Source organism: Pseudocolwellia sp. G5-9, assembly GCF_055808995.1.
Map to the genome: position 1 here is coordinate 2,022,422 of NZ_CM147893.1, position 16,533 is coordinate 2,038,954.

Annotated in this window: 10 protein-coding genes, 1 tRNA gene and 3 rRNA genes; 5 read left to right on the plus strand and 9 right to left on the minus strand. The window is 39.6% G+C overall.

What is annotated here, in order from left to right; all coding sequences use genetic code 11:
- Nucleotides 1-71: 71 nt before the first annotated feature.
- Nucleotides 72-1,051 (plus strand): IS630 family transposase gene (locus AC0L5Q_RS08625; protein ID WP_473618254.1). Its coding sequence is split into 2 segments (ribosomal slippage): nt 72-470 and nt 473-1,051, totalling 978 coding nucleotides; the frame shifts between segments, so codons are not numbered across the junction.
- A 112-nt stretch (nt 1,052-1,163) separates the two neighbouring features.
- Here the strand turns inward: AC0L5Q_RS08625 and rrf are convergent.
- The 5 genes from rrf to pssA form a co-directional block, all read right to left on the minus strand.
- Nucleotides 1,164-1,278: ribosomal RNA gene (rrf, locus tag AC0L5Q_RS08630) — 5S ribosomal RNA — on the minus strand.
- A 141-nt stretch (nt 1,279-1,419) separates the two neighbouring features.
- A 23S ribosomal RNA gene (locus AC0L5Q_RS08635) occupies nt 1,420-4,310 on the minus strand.
- A gap of 450 nt (nt 4,311-4,760) precedes the next feature.
- A tRNA-Ala gene (locus AC0L5Q_RS08640) sits at nt 4,761-4,836 on the minus strand.
- A 153-nt stretch (nt 4,837-4,989) separates the two neighbouring features.
- Nucleotides 4,990-6,532, minus strand: a 16S ribosomal RNA gene (locus AC0L5Q_RS08645).
- The 16S, 23S and 5S rRNA genes sit together here with 1 tRNA gene alongside, the layout of an rRNA operon.
- 918 nt (nt 6,533-7,450) lie before the next feature.
- Nucleotides 7,451-8,263, minus strand: a complete 813-nt coding sequence (gene pssA, locus AC0L5Q_RS08650) for a CDP-diacylglycerol--serine O-phosphatidyltransferase (protein ID WP_473617399.1) — start codon at nt 8,261-8,263, stop codon at nt 7,451-7,453.
- 213 nt (nt 8,264-8,476) lie between these two features.
- Here pssA and AC0L5Q_RS08655 point away from each other — a divergent pair, with 213 nt between their 5' ends.
- Nucleotides 8,477-8,923 (plus strand): DUF4124 domain-containing protein, encoded by a 447-nt coding sequence (locus AC0L5Q_RS08655; RefSeq protein WP_473617400.1) that lies wholly within the window; start codon nt 8,477-8,479, stop codon nt 8,921-8,923.
- Nucleotides 8,924-8,968: 45 nt separating this feature from the next.
- Here the strand turns inward: AC0L5Q_RS08655 and clpB are convergent, their stop codons facing one another.
- The 3 genes from clpB to rluD all read right to left on the minus strand — a co-directional run bounded on the left by clpB (nt 8,969) and on the right by rluD (nt 13,452).
- Entirely contained in the window at nt 8,969-11,545 is a 2,577-nt protein-coding gene (gene clpB / locus AC0L5Q_RS08660; RefSeq protein WP_473617403.1) for an ATP-dependent chaperone ClpB, read from the minus strand.
- 184 nt (nt 11,546-11,729) lie between these two features.
- The gene (pgeF, locus tag AC0L5Q_RS08665; RefSeq protein WP_473617406.1) at nt 11,730-12,491 is read right to left on the minus strand and encodes a peptidoglycan editing factor PgeF; all 762 of its coding nucleotides are present in this window, start codon (nt 12,489-12,491) and stop codon (nt 11,730-11,732) included.
- A complete protein-coding gene (rluD, locus tag AC0L5Q_RS08670) occupies nt 12,478-13,452 on the minus strand; it encodes a 23S rRNA pseudouridine(1911/1915/1917) synthase RluD (RefSeq protein ID WP_077341230.1) in 975 nt (324 codons plus the stop codon). Before rluD ends, pgeF begins: the two co-directional genes overlap by 14 nt.
- A gap of 221 nt (nt 13,453-13,673) precedes the next feature.
- On the opposite strand from rluD, the gene AC0L5Q_RS08675 reads away from it, so the two are divergent.
- Nucleotides 13,674-14,435, plus strand: a complete 762-nt coding sequence (locus AC0L5Q_RS08675) for an outer membrane protein assembly factor BamD (protein ID WP_473617411.1) — start codon at nt 13,674-13,676, stop codon at nt 14,433-14,435.
- 58 nt (nt 14,436-14,493) lie between these two features.
- Here the strand turns inward: AC0L5Q_RS08675 and glnB are convergent, their stop codons facing one another.
- Nucleotides 14,494-14,832, minus strand: coding sequence for a nitrogen regulatory protein P-II (gene glnB / locus AC0L5Q_RS08680; RefSeq protein ID WP_076421106.1), 339 nt, complete (start codon nt 14,830-14,832; stop codon nt 14,494-14,496).
- A 186-nt stretch (nt 14,833-15,018) separates the two neighbouring features.
- Between glnB and nadE the strand changes: the two genes are divergently transcribed.
- Entirely contained in the window at nt 15,019-15,852 is an 834-nt protein-coding gene (gene nadE / locus AC0L5Q_RS08685; RefSeq protein ID WP_473617415.1) for an ammonia-dependent NAD(+) synthetase, read from the plus strand.
- Nucleotides 15,853-15,944: 92 nt separating this feature from the next.
- Complete coding sequence (locus AC0L5Q_RS08690; RefSeq protein ID WP_473617418.1) at nt 15,945-16,508, plus strand: GspH/FimT family pseudopilin; 564 nt, start codon at nt 15,945-15,947, stop codon at nt 16,506-16,508.
- The last annotated feature ends 25 nt before the right edge of the window (nt 16,509-16,533 follow it).

The window sequence follows — 16,533 nt, forward strand, 5'->3', positions numbered from 1 at the left end:
AATAAATCACATTGAACACTCATAGCTCACAAGAATTAAAAATACTCTCCAACAAAGTAAAAGATCATCGAATGAGGCTACGCTTGCTAGCCGTTTCACACTTTAAATCGGGTAAGAATAGATCAGAAGTTGCTAGAACACTTAATATAAGTAGAAGAATTGTTAATGATTGGGTTGCGAACTACATCAGCAAAGGTTTACTTGGTCTTGAGAGTAAAAAACCTACAGGGCGACCTAGCTATCTTACAGAGCAAGATAAAGAAATATTGAGTCAATATATAAAGGCTCAATGCCAATCCGATATGGGTGGACGACTAACGGGTGAGTGTATCCGACTATATATCAACGCTAATTTTGATGTTGATTATCATCCCAACGCCATTTATAAGTTATTAAAATCAATGGGATTTAGCTGGATAACAAGTCGCTCACGACACCCAAAACAGTCTGATGAAGTACAAGAAGATTTTAAAAAAAATTCGAAAGTGAAATGATCCGCACGCTCCCATGGAATGTGAGGCTTAAAGAGATAGATGTGTGGTTCCAAGACGAAGCACGTTTTGGACAGCAAAATACAACGACAAGGCTCTGGGCAGAGAAAGGAACAAGACCGAGAGCCGTTAGGCAACAACAGTTTGAATACGCTTACCTTTTTGGTGCTGTTTGCCCATCAACAGGCGCAACTGAGGCACTGATTTCTCCAGTAATGAACATGGATGTAATGGAACAACATTTGGCTTTAATTTCTCAAAAAACTCAAGAAGGACGACATGCGGTGATCGTTGTCGATGGTGCTGCATGGCACCAAGCTTACCTTGCTGATAAATTTAACAACGTAACGATCATTAAGTTACCACCGTATTCACCCGAGTTGAATCCAATAGAGCAAGTTTGGAGTTGGTTGCGCCAACATCATTTAGCGAATAGGTGCTTTCAAGGCTATGATGACATCCTCGATGCTTGCTCTGATGCATGGAACTCATTTGTGAGTGATGCAAAGCGGGTCATGAAAATGTGTAGTAGAGATTGGATTAAGGTGGGAAAAACTTAAGATGGAATGGTATAAAAACAATGTATGTTCGACCTTGGAACGACTGCTGCAATGTTTAACACCAGACAGCAAAAAGCCCAACTCTTTCGAGTCGGGCTTTTCTTAATGAGAAGCCTAGCAATGTCCTACTCTCACATGGGAACTCCCACACTACCATCGGCGCTAATGCATTTCACTTCTGAGTTCGGAATGGGATCAGGTGGGTCTACATCGCTATTGTCGCTAGACAAAAAAGGTCAATCTTGAAAGCCTTTCAACAAAAAATTATTTTCATTGAACTATAAATACGTTTTAATCTCTTATTCGCACATGTGTACGTGTCACTCATAGAGTGTGTCAAACTTCATACAAAACTATTTAGGTGTTGTATGGTTAAGCCTCACGGGCAATTAGTATCAGTTAGCTCAAGGCCTCACAACCCTTACACACCTGACCTATCAACGTTGTAGTCTCCAACGACCCTTTAGGGAGCTTAAAGCTCCAGTGAGAACTCATCTCAAAGCCTGTTTCCCGCTTAGATGCTTTCAGCGGTTATCAGTTCCGAACGTAGCTACCGGGCAATGCTATTGGCATAACAACCCGAACACCAGCGGTTCGTCCACTCCGGTCCTCTCGTACTAGGAGCAGCCCTCTTCAATTCTCAAACGCCCACGGCAGATAGGGACCGAACTGTCTCACGACGTTCTAAACCCAGCTCGCGTACCACTTTAAATGGCGAACAGCCATACCCTTGGGACCGACTTCAGCCCCAGGATGTGATGAGCCGACATCGAGGTGCCAAACACCGCCGTCGATATGAACTCTTGGGCGGTATCAGCCTGTTATCCCCGGAGTACCTTTTATCCGTTGAGCGATGGCCCTTCCATACAGAACCACCGGATCACTATGACCTACTTTCGTACCTGCTCGACGTGTCTGTCTCGCAGTTAAGCTGGCTTATGCCATTGCACTAACCGTACGATGTCCGACCGTACTTAGCCAACCTTCGTGCTCCTCCGTTACTCTTTGGGAGGAGACCGCCCCAGTCAAACTACCCACCAGACAGTGTCCCCAAGCCCGATGAGGGCCCTAGGTTAGAACATCACGCATACAAGGGTGGTATTTCAAGGTTGGCTCCAACACATCTGGCGACGCATCTTCAAAGCCTCCCACCTATCCTACACATGTAGGAGCAATGTTCACTGTCAAGCTATAGTAAAGGTTCACGGGGTCTTTCCGTCTAGCCGCGGGTATACGGCATCTTAACCGCAATTTCAATTTCACTGAGTCTCGGGTGGAGACAGTGTGGCCATGATTACGCCATTCGTGCAGGTCGGAACTTACCCGACAAGGAATTTCGCTACCTTAGGACCGTTATAGTTACGGCCGCCGTTTACCGGGGCTTCGATCATGAGCTTCGCAGAGCTAACCCAATCAATTAACCTTCCGGCACCGGGCAGGCGTCACACCGTATACGTCATCTTTCGATTTTGCACAGTGCTGTGTTTTTAATAAACAGTTCCAGCCACCTGGTTACTTCGACTCTCCTGTGCTTACTCCGCAAGGGATTCACACCAGAGAGCGTACCTTCTCCCGAAGTTACGGTACTATTTTGCCTAGTTCCTTCACCCGAGTTCTCTCAAGCGCCTTAGTATTCTCTACCTAACCACCTGTGTCGGTTTGGGGTACGGTTCCTATATATCTGAAGCTTAGAAGCTTTTCCTGGAAGCATGGCATCAATGACTTCATCTCCGTAGAGACTCGTCTCGACTCTCAGTGTTAACAGCAACCCGGATTTACCTAAGTCACCCACCTACAGTCTTTCACACGGACTACCAACGCCGTGCTCACCTAGCCTACTCCGTCCCTCCTTCGCAATATATAGAAGTACAGAAATATTAATCTGTTTCCCATCGACTACGCGTTTCCGCCTCGCCTTAGGGGCCGACTTACCCTGCCCTGATTAACATGGGACAGGAAACCTTGGTCTTTCGGCGGGGGAGTTTTTCACTCCCCTTATCGTTACTCATGTCAGCATTCGCACTTCTGATACCTCCAGCATGCTTTACAACACACCTTCAACGGCTTACAGAACGCTCCCCTACCACTTGAACCTAAGTTCAAATCCGCAGCTTCGGTGACTAGTTTAGCCCCGTTACATCTTCCGCGCAGACCGACTCGACTAGTGAGCTATTACGCTTTCTTTAAAGGATGGCTGCTTCTAAGCCAACCTCCTAGCTGTCTATGCCTTTCCACATCGTTTCCCACTTAACTAGTACTTTGGGACCTTAGCTGGCGGTCTGGGTTGTTTCCCTCTTCACAACGGACGTTAGCACCCGCAGTGTGTCTCCCGCATATCACTCATTGGTATTCGGAGTTTGCAAAGGGTTGGTAAGTCGGGATGACCCCCTAGCCTTAACAGTGCTCTACCCCCAATGGTGTTCGTGCGAGGCTCTACCTAAATAGATTTCGGGGAGAACCAGCTATCTCCCGGCTTGATTAGCCTTTCACTCCGACCCACAAGTCATCACCGCATTTTTCAACATACGTGTGTTCGGTCCTCCAGTTGATGTTACTCAACCTTCAACCTGCCCATGGGTAGATCGCCGGGTTTCGGGTCTATACCTTGCAACTAAACGCGCAGTTAACACTCGCTTTCGCTACGGCTCCCCTATTCGGTTAACCTTGCTACAAAATATAAGTCGCTGACCCATTATACAAAAGGTACGCAGTCACCCGACTAAATCGGGCTCCCACTGCTTGTACGTATGCGGTTTCAGGTTCTATTTCACTCCCCTCACAGGGGTTCTTTTCGCCTTTCCCTCACGGTACTGGTTCACTATCGGTCAGTTAGGAGTATTTAGCCTTGGAGGATGGTCCCCCCATGTTCAGTCAACGTTTCACGTGTGCCGACCTACTCGATTTCATGGTAAGTTTATTTTCGTGTACGGGGCTATCACCCTGTATCGCTCTACTTTCCAGTAGATTCCACTAACTTACAAACCACTTAAGGGCTAATTCGCGTTCGCTCGCCGCTACTAACGAAATCTCAGTTGATTTCTTTTCCTCGGGGTACTTAGATGTTTCAGTTCTCCCGGTTCGCCTCGCTACCCTATGTATTCAGGTAGCGATACCCGCCTTACGACGGGTGGGTTTCCCCATTCGGATATCTTTGGCTATAACGGTTTTTATCACCTCACCAAAGCTTTTCGCAGATTAACACGTCCTTCATCGCCTCTAACTGCCAAGGCATCCACCACATACGCTTAGTCACTTAACCATACAACCCTAAATAGTCTCGAAAGAATATTAAGTACACCGTGGTGACTAAACCACAGTAATTGTAAAGTCTGACATTTTCACGCACACATTGTGTGTCTTGAATAAGAGTTGATATATTCTTACGAATATATCGGGTTGATAGCGTCTCCGAGGAGGAGCCACTATCACCATCATCACTTCCCGATAAAAGAAGTAACAATAGCTTGGTATTTATACGTTACAAACAACAGCGCGACACCGTTGAGTGCTATATAAATACCGGTATTTATATCAGCTTTCCAGATTGTTAAAGAACTTAATCTCAGCACGCATTCGGCTAAAATTTTGGTTTGACCTCCACGGATGGAGGAAAACCCGAGAAACGTACGGAACGTTTCCGGTAAAAAACCAAACTTAATGTGTTCACTTAGAACAAGTTAAGTTTGGTCTCTTTCTTTTGAAGAAAAAGTGGTGGAGCTAAGCAGGATCGAACTGCTGACCTCCTGCGTGCAAGGCAGGCGCTCTCCCAGCTGAGCTATAGCCCCATATTTTTTATGAGGTGTGCACTTCTTCTATTTCGTTATCAGGCAATTTGTGTGAACACTCTTGGTACAGGATGTACCTGTGTCGATTAGCCACGGATGGCAAATAATCGACCTAAATAAATCTTATACCCATTAAAACGTTTTACTTCAAGATAAGGAGGTGATCCAACCCCAGGTTCCCCTAGGGTTACCTTGTTACGACTTCACCCCAGTCATGAATCACAAAGTGGTGACCGTCCTCCCGAAGGTTAAACTAGCCACTTCTTTTGCAACCCACTCCCATGGTGTGACGGGCGGTGTGTACAAGGCCCGGGAACGTATTCACCGTAGCATTCTGATCTACGATTACTAGCGATTCCGACTTCATGGAGTCGAGTTGCAGACTCCAATCCGGACTACGACAAGCTTTGTGGGATTCGCTCCACCTCGCGGTATTGCTGCCCTCTGTACTTGCCATTGTAGCACGTGTGTAGCCCATCCCGTAAGGGCCATGATGACTTGACGTCGTCCCCACCTTCCTCCGGTTTATCACCGGCAGTCTCCTTAGAGTTCTCGCCATTACGCGCTAGCAAATAAGGATAGGGGTTGCGCTCGTTGCGGGACTTAACCCAACATTTCACAACACGAGCTGACGACAGCCATGCAGCACCTGTCACTACTTTCCCGAAGGCACGAAACCATCTCTGGTAACTTAGTAGGATGTCAAGGGATGGTAAGGTTCTTCGCGTTGCATCGAATTAAACCACATGCTCCACCGCTTGTGCGGGCCCCCGTCAATTCATTTGAGTTTTAACCTTGCGGCCGTACTCCCCAGGCGGTCAACTTAGCGCGTTAGCTACGCCACCCACAGATCAAGTCTACAGACGGCTAGTTGACATCGTTTACGGCGTGGACTACCAGGGTATCTAATCCTGTTTGCTCCCCACGCTTTCGTGCCTCAGTGTCAGTATTTGTCCAGGTAGCCGCCTTCGCCACTGATGTTCCTTCCAATCTCTACGCATTTCACCGCTACACTGGAAATTCCACTACCCTCTACAATACTCTAGCTTGCCAGTTCAAAATGCAGTTCCCAGGTTGAGCCCGGGGCTTTCACATCTTGCTTAACAAACCACCTACGCACGCTTTACGCCCAGTAATTCCGATTAACGCTTGCACCCCTCGTATTACCGCGGCTGCTGGCACGAAGTTAGCCGGTGCTTCTTCTGCGAGTAACGTCACAGATGCAGAGTATTAGTCTACACCCTTTCCTCCTCGCTGAAAGTGCTTTACAACCCGAAGGCCTTCTTCACACACGCGGCATGGCTGCATCAGGCTTTCGCCCATTGTGCAATATTCCCCACTGCTGCCTCCCGTAGGAGTCTGGGCCGTGTCTCAGTCCCAGTGTGGCTGATCATCCTCTCAAACCAGCTAGAGATCGTCGCCTTGGTAAGCCTTTACCTTACCAACTAGCTAATCTCACTTGGGCTAATCAAATGGCGAAAGGTTCCGAAGAATCCCCTCCTTTGGTCCGTAGACATTATGCGGTATTAGCAGTCGTTTCCAACTGTTGTCCCCCACCATTAGGCATATTCCCAAGCATTACTCACCCGTCCGCCGCTCGACGCCGAATAGCAAGCTATTCTCGTTTCCGCTCGACTTGCATGTGTTAAGCCTGCCGCCAGCGTTCAATCTGAGCCATGATCAAACTCTTCAATTATAAATCGTTTGTGCATCTTGCGATGCTGCTCAATGAATTCTGTCGTGTTACCAACCGAAGTCAGTAACTACATAAAACGTACAATCTAATCAAAGATTAAATTATACTTTTTTGTGTGACATCAACATAAGCTGTTTTACGTCTTTTCTATTTATTAAGTAGTAAACTACCTAACGCATAAAACCGACTATGTAAAATCAATCTTAATGTGAGTGTTCACACAAATTGCATGATAACTAATTTTTAAAGAAAGGCTTCTTTTTATAAAAGAAGCAAGAGGTTAATCGCATTCGTTAAGCTCTTTTGCTGCAGGCCTTGCCTAAAGCGAGATGCGCATTCTACGCGCCTCAGTTTTGATGTCAACAACTTTTTGAAATTCTTTTTAAAAGATTTTAAAAGTTATCTTTCGTTTAATTCGTCAATTAAGCCTAACTAAACCTATCAAAACGTCCACTTCGCTGTCCTTATTCTGTGAACTCAGTATTTCCTATACTTACCTTCTCTGGGTTTCCCTGAAGAAGTGGAGCGCATTTTAGAGATTTTTGAGGTGACGTCAACACTTATTTTGAAAAAACTTTCTGTTTGTTGGATTTTCACACAGACGTTGGTTTTATTGTGTTATTTACCAACATTTAGTGTATTTAAAGAGCTATTTATCAGTGGTATACATGACTTGATATACGTTAACTGTTTTCTTTTTTTTATGTTAACGGCTGTCTTTTTTTAATGTTAACGGCTGATTATATGTACTTTGATGGTTTAACCTTAAATAATAGAGCCGAATCTAAACCTTAAATGTTTTAATTAATATTTACCTGTTTAGAATCTCTAGCAGTAAAAAATAAAAACACTATTGATAAAGACTAAAAAAAGTCCCCCCATCCAAAGTAACTTCTTGTTCATTAATACCGTTATAATCTATTTATCAGAGGACTCTTTTTCAACTTCATCTGCGCACTCTTTGAAGTCTGCATCTTTATCATCACCAACAACATGTTCTAATTTAAGCTTCCTTACTCCACGAATTGTAGTAAATGGGCCAGAAAAAGCGTAAATAACAAATATAATCAGTAATACATTTTCAGGACTAGAAGCAACGATGATAAAAGCGAGGACTATGAGTAGTACAACTACAAAATTAACTCTACCTTTCCAGTCAACATCTTTAAAACTACTATATCTAAAGTTACTCACCATTAATAACCCCGTCACAATAGTAATAACCCCCATTAAATAACCATAATCATTACCAACGACTTGATAAGATGTTCCTACCCACACTATACTAGCTACTACACCCGCTGCTGCTGGGCTCGCTAATCCTTGAAAATATCGTTTGTCTGCCACACCAACCTGTGTGTTAAATCGAGCTAACCTTAATGCGGCACTCGCTACAAAAACAAAAGCAGCTAGCCAACCAAACTTTCCAAAATCAGCTAAAGCCCAGTTATAAACAACTAACCCGGGGGCTATTCCAAATGAAACCATATCAGCCATGCTGTCGTATTCAGCTCCAAACTCACTTTGTGTATTTGTCATTCTAGCAACACGACCATCTAAACCATCGAAAACCATTGCCACGAATATTGCGATAGCCGCACTTTCAAAATGTCCATTCATTGAAGAAACAATTGCAAAAAAGCCAAAAAATAAGCCAGCTGTTGTTAATAGATTTGGAAGAAGGTAAATCCCTTTATTTGGATTTTTTCCATTTGAAGAATTTTGTGTCATTTTAAAGCCGTTCTTTTATACGAAATGTTTACGTGAATTTAGCATAACTATAATTAACTACGATAGCGTATTTGAGTTTATTCAGGTAAAAAGCTATAAAATGTTTGAATAATAAGTAGGTATTGTTATAAATTCATATATTAAATAACTTAAGTTAGTAGATAAGCCATATAATTTACTAAAATAAGCTTAAAAAAATAAAGAGTTTTTAAAATGAAATGTTTATCAAAAGTCTTATTACTTGCTTTTAGTTTCAATGTCATTGCTGATGATGTAGTTATATATAGATGGGTAGATGAAAACAATGTGGCTCACTTCAGCCAAAACCAGCCCAAAACTGGTGACTTTACTGAAATAGTAATGGCTAAATCTAATATTCCAAATATAAAAAATAACACCTCACCTTCAGAATCTAATGTAGCCTCATTAGAAAAAGATAAAAAAGAAGAACAAACATCAAAAAACAAACTACTTGATACTGCAGGAAAGTGTGAAGAAGCTAAAAATAACTTAGCAACACTAACCGACTTTTCTCGTGTACGCTTTGTTGATGCTAATGGTGAAACTCAAATTTTAGATGAAGAAAAACAAGCGGAACAAATAGCAATTAATAAAAAACGAATTGAAGTTTACTGTACTAACTCATCCAACAAGAAATAATAAAATAGCTCCTATAATAAAAAATATATTATAGGAGCAAATATTTTAATTAAATTTAAATACTAACTTATCTTGTTCTAGTGCTATACGGATAGAACTATCAGGTGTAACTTCACCTGACAAGAGAGCCTGAGCCAGTGGATTTTCAATTTCTTGTTGAATAACTCTTTTTAAAGGCCTCGCACCAAATAAATGGTCAAAGCCTACCTTACCTATATAATGTAACGCCTCATCAGAGATAGTTAATGTTATATCTTTATCTTTTAAACGCTTAGCCAATGATTGAATTTGTATTCCTGCAATTTTCTCAATTTGGCTTGTTTCTAACGAATGAAAAACAACTGACTCATCAATACGATTTACAAACTCGGGTTTAAAGTACTGATGGACTTCTTCCATTACTTGACTTTTCATTAATTCATATTGCTTTTCGGAGCTTAATTTCTGTATAACATCAGAGCCAATATTAGAGGTCATAATAATAACGGTATTCTTAAAGTCGACAGTCCTGCCTTGCCCATCAGTTAACCGCCCGTCATCGAGTACTTGTAATAAGATATTAAACACATCGTTATGTGCTTTTTCAATTTCATCTAACAAAATAACTGAATAAGGTTTACGACGAACAGCTTCAGTTAAATACCCTCCTTCTTCATACCCTACATAACCTGGAGGAGCCCCTATTAAGCGAGCAACAGAATGTTTCTCCATAAACTCTGACATATCTATTCTTATTAAAGAATCTTCACTATCAAACAAAAAGTTAGCTAAAGCCTTAGTTAATTCAGTTTTGCCTACACCTGTAGGACCTAAAAATAAGAATGATCCTATCGGCTGATTTGGATCTGCTAATCCTGCTCTTGATCTTCTTATTGCATTAGAAACTGATGAAACCGCTTCATTTTGTCCTATAACGTTTTGATGGAGACTCTCTTCCATGTTTAACAGTTTATCGCGTTCACCTTGTAACATTTTAGATACAGGGATCCCTGTTGCTTTACTCAGAACGTCTGCAATTTCAGTTTCCGTGACTTTATTTTTTAATAATGTCATTTCTTGCATTTCCGCCTGGCTTGCTAAATCAAGTTGTCTCTCTAACTCAGGAATTGTACCATGGTGCAATTCAGACATTTTATTTAAATCGCCAGCACGTGTTGCAGCTTCAAGAGAAAGTCTGGCTTGCTCTAAATCTGTTTTTATAGCTTGTGTTCCGTGTAACGCAGCTTTTTCGGTAGTCCATACTTCATCTAATTCATCATATTGCGTTTGCATTATTGATATTTCTTGTACAATGTTTTCTAAACGCTTTACTGAAGCTGCATCTGACTCTTTGACTAACGCCCTTTCTTCTAATTTCAATTGAATGAGTCTACGTTCTAATCGATCTAAATCTTCTGGTTTTGAATCCATTTGCAAACGAATACTTGAAGCAGCCTCATCTATTAAGTCGATTGCTTTATCGGGTAATTGGCGGTCGCTAATATATCGATAAGATAAAGTAGCAGCTGCAACAATAGCAGGATCAGTAATTTCAACATTATGGTGTAATTCGTAACGCTCTTTTAAACCGCGCAGTATGGCAATAGTGTCTTCAACACTAGGCTCATCCACTAACACTTTTTGAAAACGGCGCTCTAAAGCAGCATCTTTTTCAATGTATTGACGGTACTCATCCAGTGTTGTTGCTCCTACACAGTGTAAATCACCTCGAGCTAATGCGGGTTTAAGCATATTACCAGCGTCCATAGCACCGTCAGATTTACCAGCACCTACCATGGTATGTAGTTCATCAATAAAAAGGATAACCTGCCCTTCTTCTTTAGCTAGCTCGTTTAATACTGCTTTTAAACGTTCTTCAAATTCGCCTCTATATTTAGCTCCTGCAACTAAAGCTCCCATATCTAAAGATAAAACTCTTTTATTTCTGATACCTTCTGGTACGGCATTATCAATAATTCGTTGTGCTAAACCTTCAACGATAGCCGTTTTACCTACGCCTGGCTCACCAATGAGTACAGGATTATTTTTAGTTCGGCGTTGCAAAACTTGTATTGTTCTTCTTATTTCATCATCTCGACCAATAACGGGATCAAGTTTTCCTTGCTCAGCTCTTTCTGTTAGATCTACGGTATATTTATTTAACGCTTGTCGAACATCTTCCGCATTTTGATTATCAACCGATTCTCCACCTCTTACGTGCTCTATAGCTTGATCAATTCTCGTTTTATTAGCCCCAAGCGAGGTTAATATTTTGCCTAAAGCGCCTTTATCTTCAATAGCAGCCAAAACAAAAACGTCCGACGATATAAATTTATCACCCAATTTTTGGGCATATTTATCACATAAATTGAACATATTAGCCATTGATGGTGAAAGCTGAAGATCGCCACCTGTTCCTGTAACTTGTGCTAAATTAGCAAGTGCTGCATCTATTTGGTTACGTAGACTATGAACATTAACGCCTGCACTTTTTAATAAAGGAATGACGCTACTATTATTTTGATTTAATAAAGCCATCATTAAATGAAGAGGTTCAATAAATTGATGATCTTTACCTAAAGCAAGTGACTGAGCATCAGAAATAGCTTCTTGAAATGTTTGAGTAAATCGATCTAAGCGCATGGCACACCTTTGTAAATAAAGTAATTGAACAAAATAAACTTCAATGGAATCTCTAATCTCACAACGAATATAAATCGTTTCAATGATTATAAGTTTCTATACCCTATTAATAAGGGCAAATAGGAATATTTCAATCAAATTCAAACGAACTATTGATCAAGAACAATAATGTAGTTTAATTAAACTAAGCTCGACAAATAATAGTAGCCATACGGCCAGTTTTATTATCACGTCGGTATGAATAGTAGTTGTCTTTCATAGAAAAGGTGCAATGTGGTAGCGAATAAATATGATTAACACCTAAGTGTTTAAGTTGAATCTCAGCTATAAGTTGTAAATTAGCTAAATACTTATTTTTATGTTCTTGAGGATCCACAGATGTAAAAGCACGAGAAAATTCATTATGTTGATCCATAAAAATACCATAAACATCTTCCCCTACTTCAAACTTTTCAGGCCCAATACAAGGGCCTAACCAAACATAAAGCTCATTCGCTGGTGTTTTCATTTTTTGAATAGTGTGTTGGATGATATTTTTTGAAAGAGGTTTCCAGCCACCATGAATAGCGGCTATATCACTACCATCTAATGATGAAATTATAATAGGTAAACAATCCGCCGTCATAATAGCAAGCGCTATATGACGTTGCTGAGTAGTTGAAGCATCAGCGATATGTGGTTCAGATTCTTGCTTGATAACTTCTACATTATTACCGTGAACTTGATCTAACCATTGAATAGAGGTGTTAGCAGGTAAATAGTCAAGTAAAAGCCGTCTATGACTTAAGACTATATTTTCTTCATCTCCAACATGTAGTCCTAAATTAAAATTTCCGTATGCTGATAAATATTCTAATTGGTTTGGATGATGAATAGTTGTAGTAAAGGCCACTACATTTTGTACTGGCCAAATCACATGGTTAAAAAATGAATTAGTACGGTTCAATAGAATGTAGCTTTGTATCTTCTCGTAACAGATCTGTTAATTTCACCATATCTGCAGGAACATCAGCATGCCACGTCATTTGTTCGCCTGTAATAGGATGAAACAAAGATAACATAGCAGCATGTAATGCTTGTCGATGAAAACCTCTTAACATATCACGTAATGCTTCGGTGGCATTTTTAGGAGGTCTAGGTCTTCCACCATAAACAGGATCACCAACTAGTGGATGTGTTATATGAGCCATATGTACTCTAATTTGATGAGTTCGACCTGTTTCCAAACGTAAACGCAACCTTGTATGAAGTCTAAACTTTTCCATGACTCTATAATGAGTTACTGAAGGTCTACCTGAAAAAGTAACAGCCATATGTGTGCGCTTAGTTGAATGTCTACCAATAGGTTGATCAACAACTCCGCCAGCAGTCATAATTCCAGTGGCGATTGCTTCATATTCACGTGTTATTTCTCTAGCTTGTAACGACTCAACTAAATTTGTTTGCGCTGCAATAGTTTTAGCAACAACCATTAATCCCGTAGTGTCTTTATCTAAACGATGAACAATCCCTGCTCTAGGAACAATTTCAACTTGTGGACAATAATGTAACAAAGCGTTTAATACGGTACCATCAGGATTACCTGCTCCGGGATGAACAACAAAACCAGCTGGTTTATTAATAACTAAAATATCATCATCTTCGTAAACAATATTTAATGGTAAATCTTGAGCTTCAAACCTTTCTTCGGCTTCAATTTCAGTATCAATGGAAATATTTTCCCCACCATACATTTTCTCTCTAGCCACTTGTATTACTTGGTTATTTACACAAACATGTCCGGCTAAAATCCAGTCTTTTAACCTTGTTCTTGAATAATCAGGAAACATTTCTGCAATTGTTTGGTCCAAACGTTTACCTAAACAAGATTCAGGGACTATACCATTGTGTTGAATTTTTTCGGCCATTAAGTTCTCTTTAATTTTACCAAGCAAACTAAATAAGTTTTAGTGCTGTGCAAGGAATGTTTGCTAGGTTAGAATGCTTGGAATATTTTACCTGTTTGTGTGATGGGATGAAACCAACTTCATTAAATAAATATGAATGTTGCCTTTATTGAGGTAATCATGTTTCACTTAAATGAATCCACATTAACTTTAGTTAAACCAACGTTGTGATTTTTAAATCTATGGAAAAAATATCAATAAAAGTACTACTGACCGCACTTAGTTTAAGTTTAATAGGGTGTTCTTCATCTGATAATGTCAATATTGACAATGTACCTAACAAGTCAGCCCAAACTTTATTTTCAGACGCGCGTAAAGCGCTCGATGATGGCTTATTTCAAAAAGCTATTCAATTACTATCAGCAATAGACGCCCGTTTTCCATTTGGGCCAATATCTCATCAAGTACAAATAGATTTAATTTACGCTTATTACAAAAGTGGTAATGCAGATCAAGGGATAGCGTTAGCAGATAGATTTTTAAAATTAAACCCTACACACCCTAATGTTGATTATGTTTACTATATGAAAGCATTAATTAATTTATCAACAGAAGAAAATTTATTTCAAGATCTGGTAGGAATTGACCGTGCAGATCGAGACCCTACGGCATCTAGAGATGCTTTCGACGGGTTTAAGAGAATAATTACAGACTTTCCTGAAAGTCGATATGCTGCCGACTCTAGAAAACGTATGATTGATATAAAAGATCGATTAGCTCGATATGAATTATCTGTTGCACATTTTTATTTAAAAAGAGACGCATGGGCTTCTGCTGCCAATAGAGGGAGATACATCATTGAATACTATTCTCCAAGTGAGCATGTTGAAGAAGCATTAGAAGTTATGATTGAATGTTACGATAAACTAGGACTGGAAGATCTTAAGAATAACGCTAAACAAGTTTTAGCTGCCAACTTCCCTGATAATAGATTATTAAAATAAGATAAATTATCAAAGCACTAATTCAATGTTAGTGCTTTGATATATTTCAGTCTTTCACTTATATAGCTGACGCGTCTTCTTCGCCTGTTCGTATACGGATAATACGCTCTACATCAGTTACGAATATTTTACCGTCACCAATTTTTCCTGTTTGCGCTGTTGACATTATTGCCTCAATGCAACGTTCTACATCTTCAGAAGCAATAATAAGTTCAATTTTTACTTTTGGTAAGAAATCGACCATATACTCAGCTCCACGATAAAGCTCAGTATGTCCTTTTTGACGACCAAAGCCTTTAACTTCAGAAACCGTCATACCCGTAACACCTATTTCACCTAATGCTTCTCTCACATCGTCTAATTTAAACGGTTTAATAATCGCTTCTATTTTCTTCATCATCGGTTCCATTTTCAAAAAGTTAAATTCATTGTACACAATTCACAACATCAATCAAAAAATTCAATAAATAGCGTATTCTTAATGCTAATAGTGTTAAAAATTTTGATACACTTACCTTATTATCTACCGAAGAATATAATCCTTCAAATAAAATAAACATTTAATTACCGTTAAGGAAAGTACATGGATCCTCAATTCATTATTAACGAAATGAAAGTTTTACCCGCTATTGATACTCAATATGAAATTACCCGCCGAGTAGATTTTATAAAACAACAGTTAATTAACTCTGGATTAAAAACTTTAGTGCTTGGTATTAGCGGTGGAGTTGATTCATCAACATGCGGAAAATTAGCCCAGTTAGCTGTAGATGAACTTAATACTGAAAACGAAGGTAATAACTATCAATTTGTCGCAATCAGATTACCTTACGATATTCAAGCAGATGAAGAAGACGCGCAACTTGCATTAAGCTTTATTAAACCATCGCATAGTATTTGTACTAACATTTTAAATGGTGCAAACGGCATACATGAAGAAACACTCAAAGCATTATCAGACAATAACCTCTTAAATGCTTCAGACGCACAAAAAGACTTTTCAAAAGGTAATGTAAAAGCACGAACTAGGATGGTAATGCAGTATAACGTAGCTGGCATATTAGGTGGTTTAGTACTAGGAACAGACCATTCAGCTGAAAATATTACTGGTTTTTTTACTAAGTGGGGTGATGGTGCCTGTGATTTAGCCCCTCTATTTGGATTATCTAAACGTCAAGTTCGACAAGTTGCGCAAACTTTAGGAGCACCAACACAATTAATAGAAAAAGCACCAACAGCGGATTTAGAAGAATTATCTCCAGGTAAAAAAGATGAAGATGCATTAGGGGTATCATACGATCAACTAGATGATTTTTTAGAAGGAAAACTTACCGACTCAAAAATAGAAGAGATGATCATTAATATCTATTTAAAAACTCAACATAAACGAGCCGCAATACCAACAATTTACAACTAGTTTACATTTTCATATAAAAAATATACTATCTGTATTGTTTTATAATTGTTCATTAAACCAACAAAAAATATAAACGACTAAGGATAGTTGAAATGAATAAACACTACGGCTTTACATTACTTGAATTACTCACATCAATGACCATTTTGATGTTACTCCTCACTATAGGCATGCCATCAATGGCGAATTTCACGGTTAAAATGCGAGTTGACCGTGAAATATCTAGCTTACATAAAATGTTAGTATTTACTAAAAACACCGCGGTTAACTCTAATACCTATATCACGATTTGCCCACTAAACAATTCAAATGTTTGTACTACTAATTGGCACTTAACGTTAAGTGTATTTAGTGATCATAACAAGAATAAAAAATTTGAACCTTCAAAAGATGAGTTTATTCTAAAAATAAAAGAACCTATTGATAAGAATGATAAGCTTCAATATGGTAAAGATAGAACAGCTTTAGTATATGGTCCTACAGGACATTTAGCTATATGGGGAGGTAATGCAACCTTCAAATATTGCCCCAAAGACGATAAAGATAAAAATAGAGGTCTTATCGTTTCTCGAGCTGGACGGGTTTATGAAACCTCAAATTATAAAAATGATGGTTTAGACAGAAACAGAAGTGGTAACTTAATTGTTTGTAAATAGGTTAAACTCATAGCTAGATAGGTTA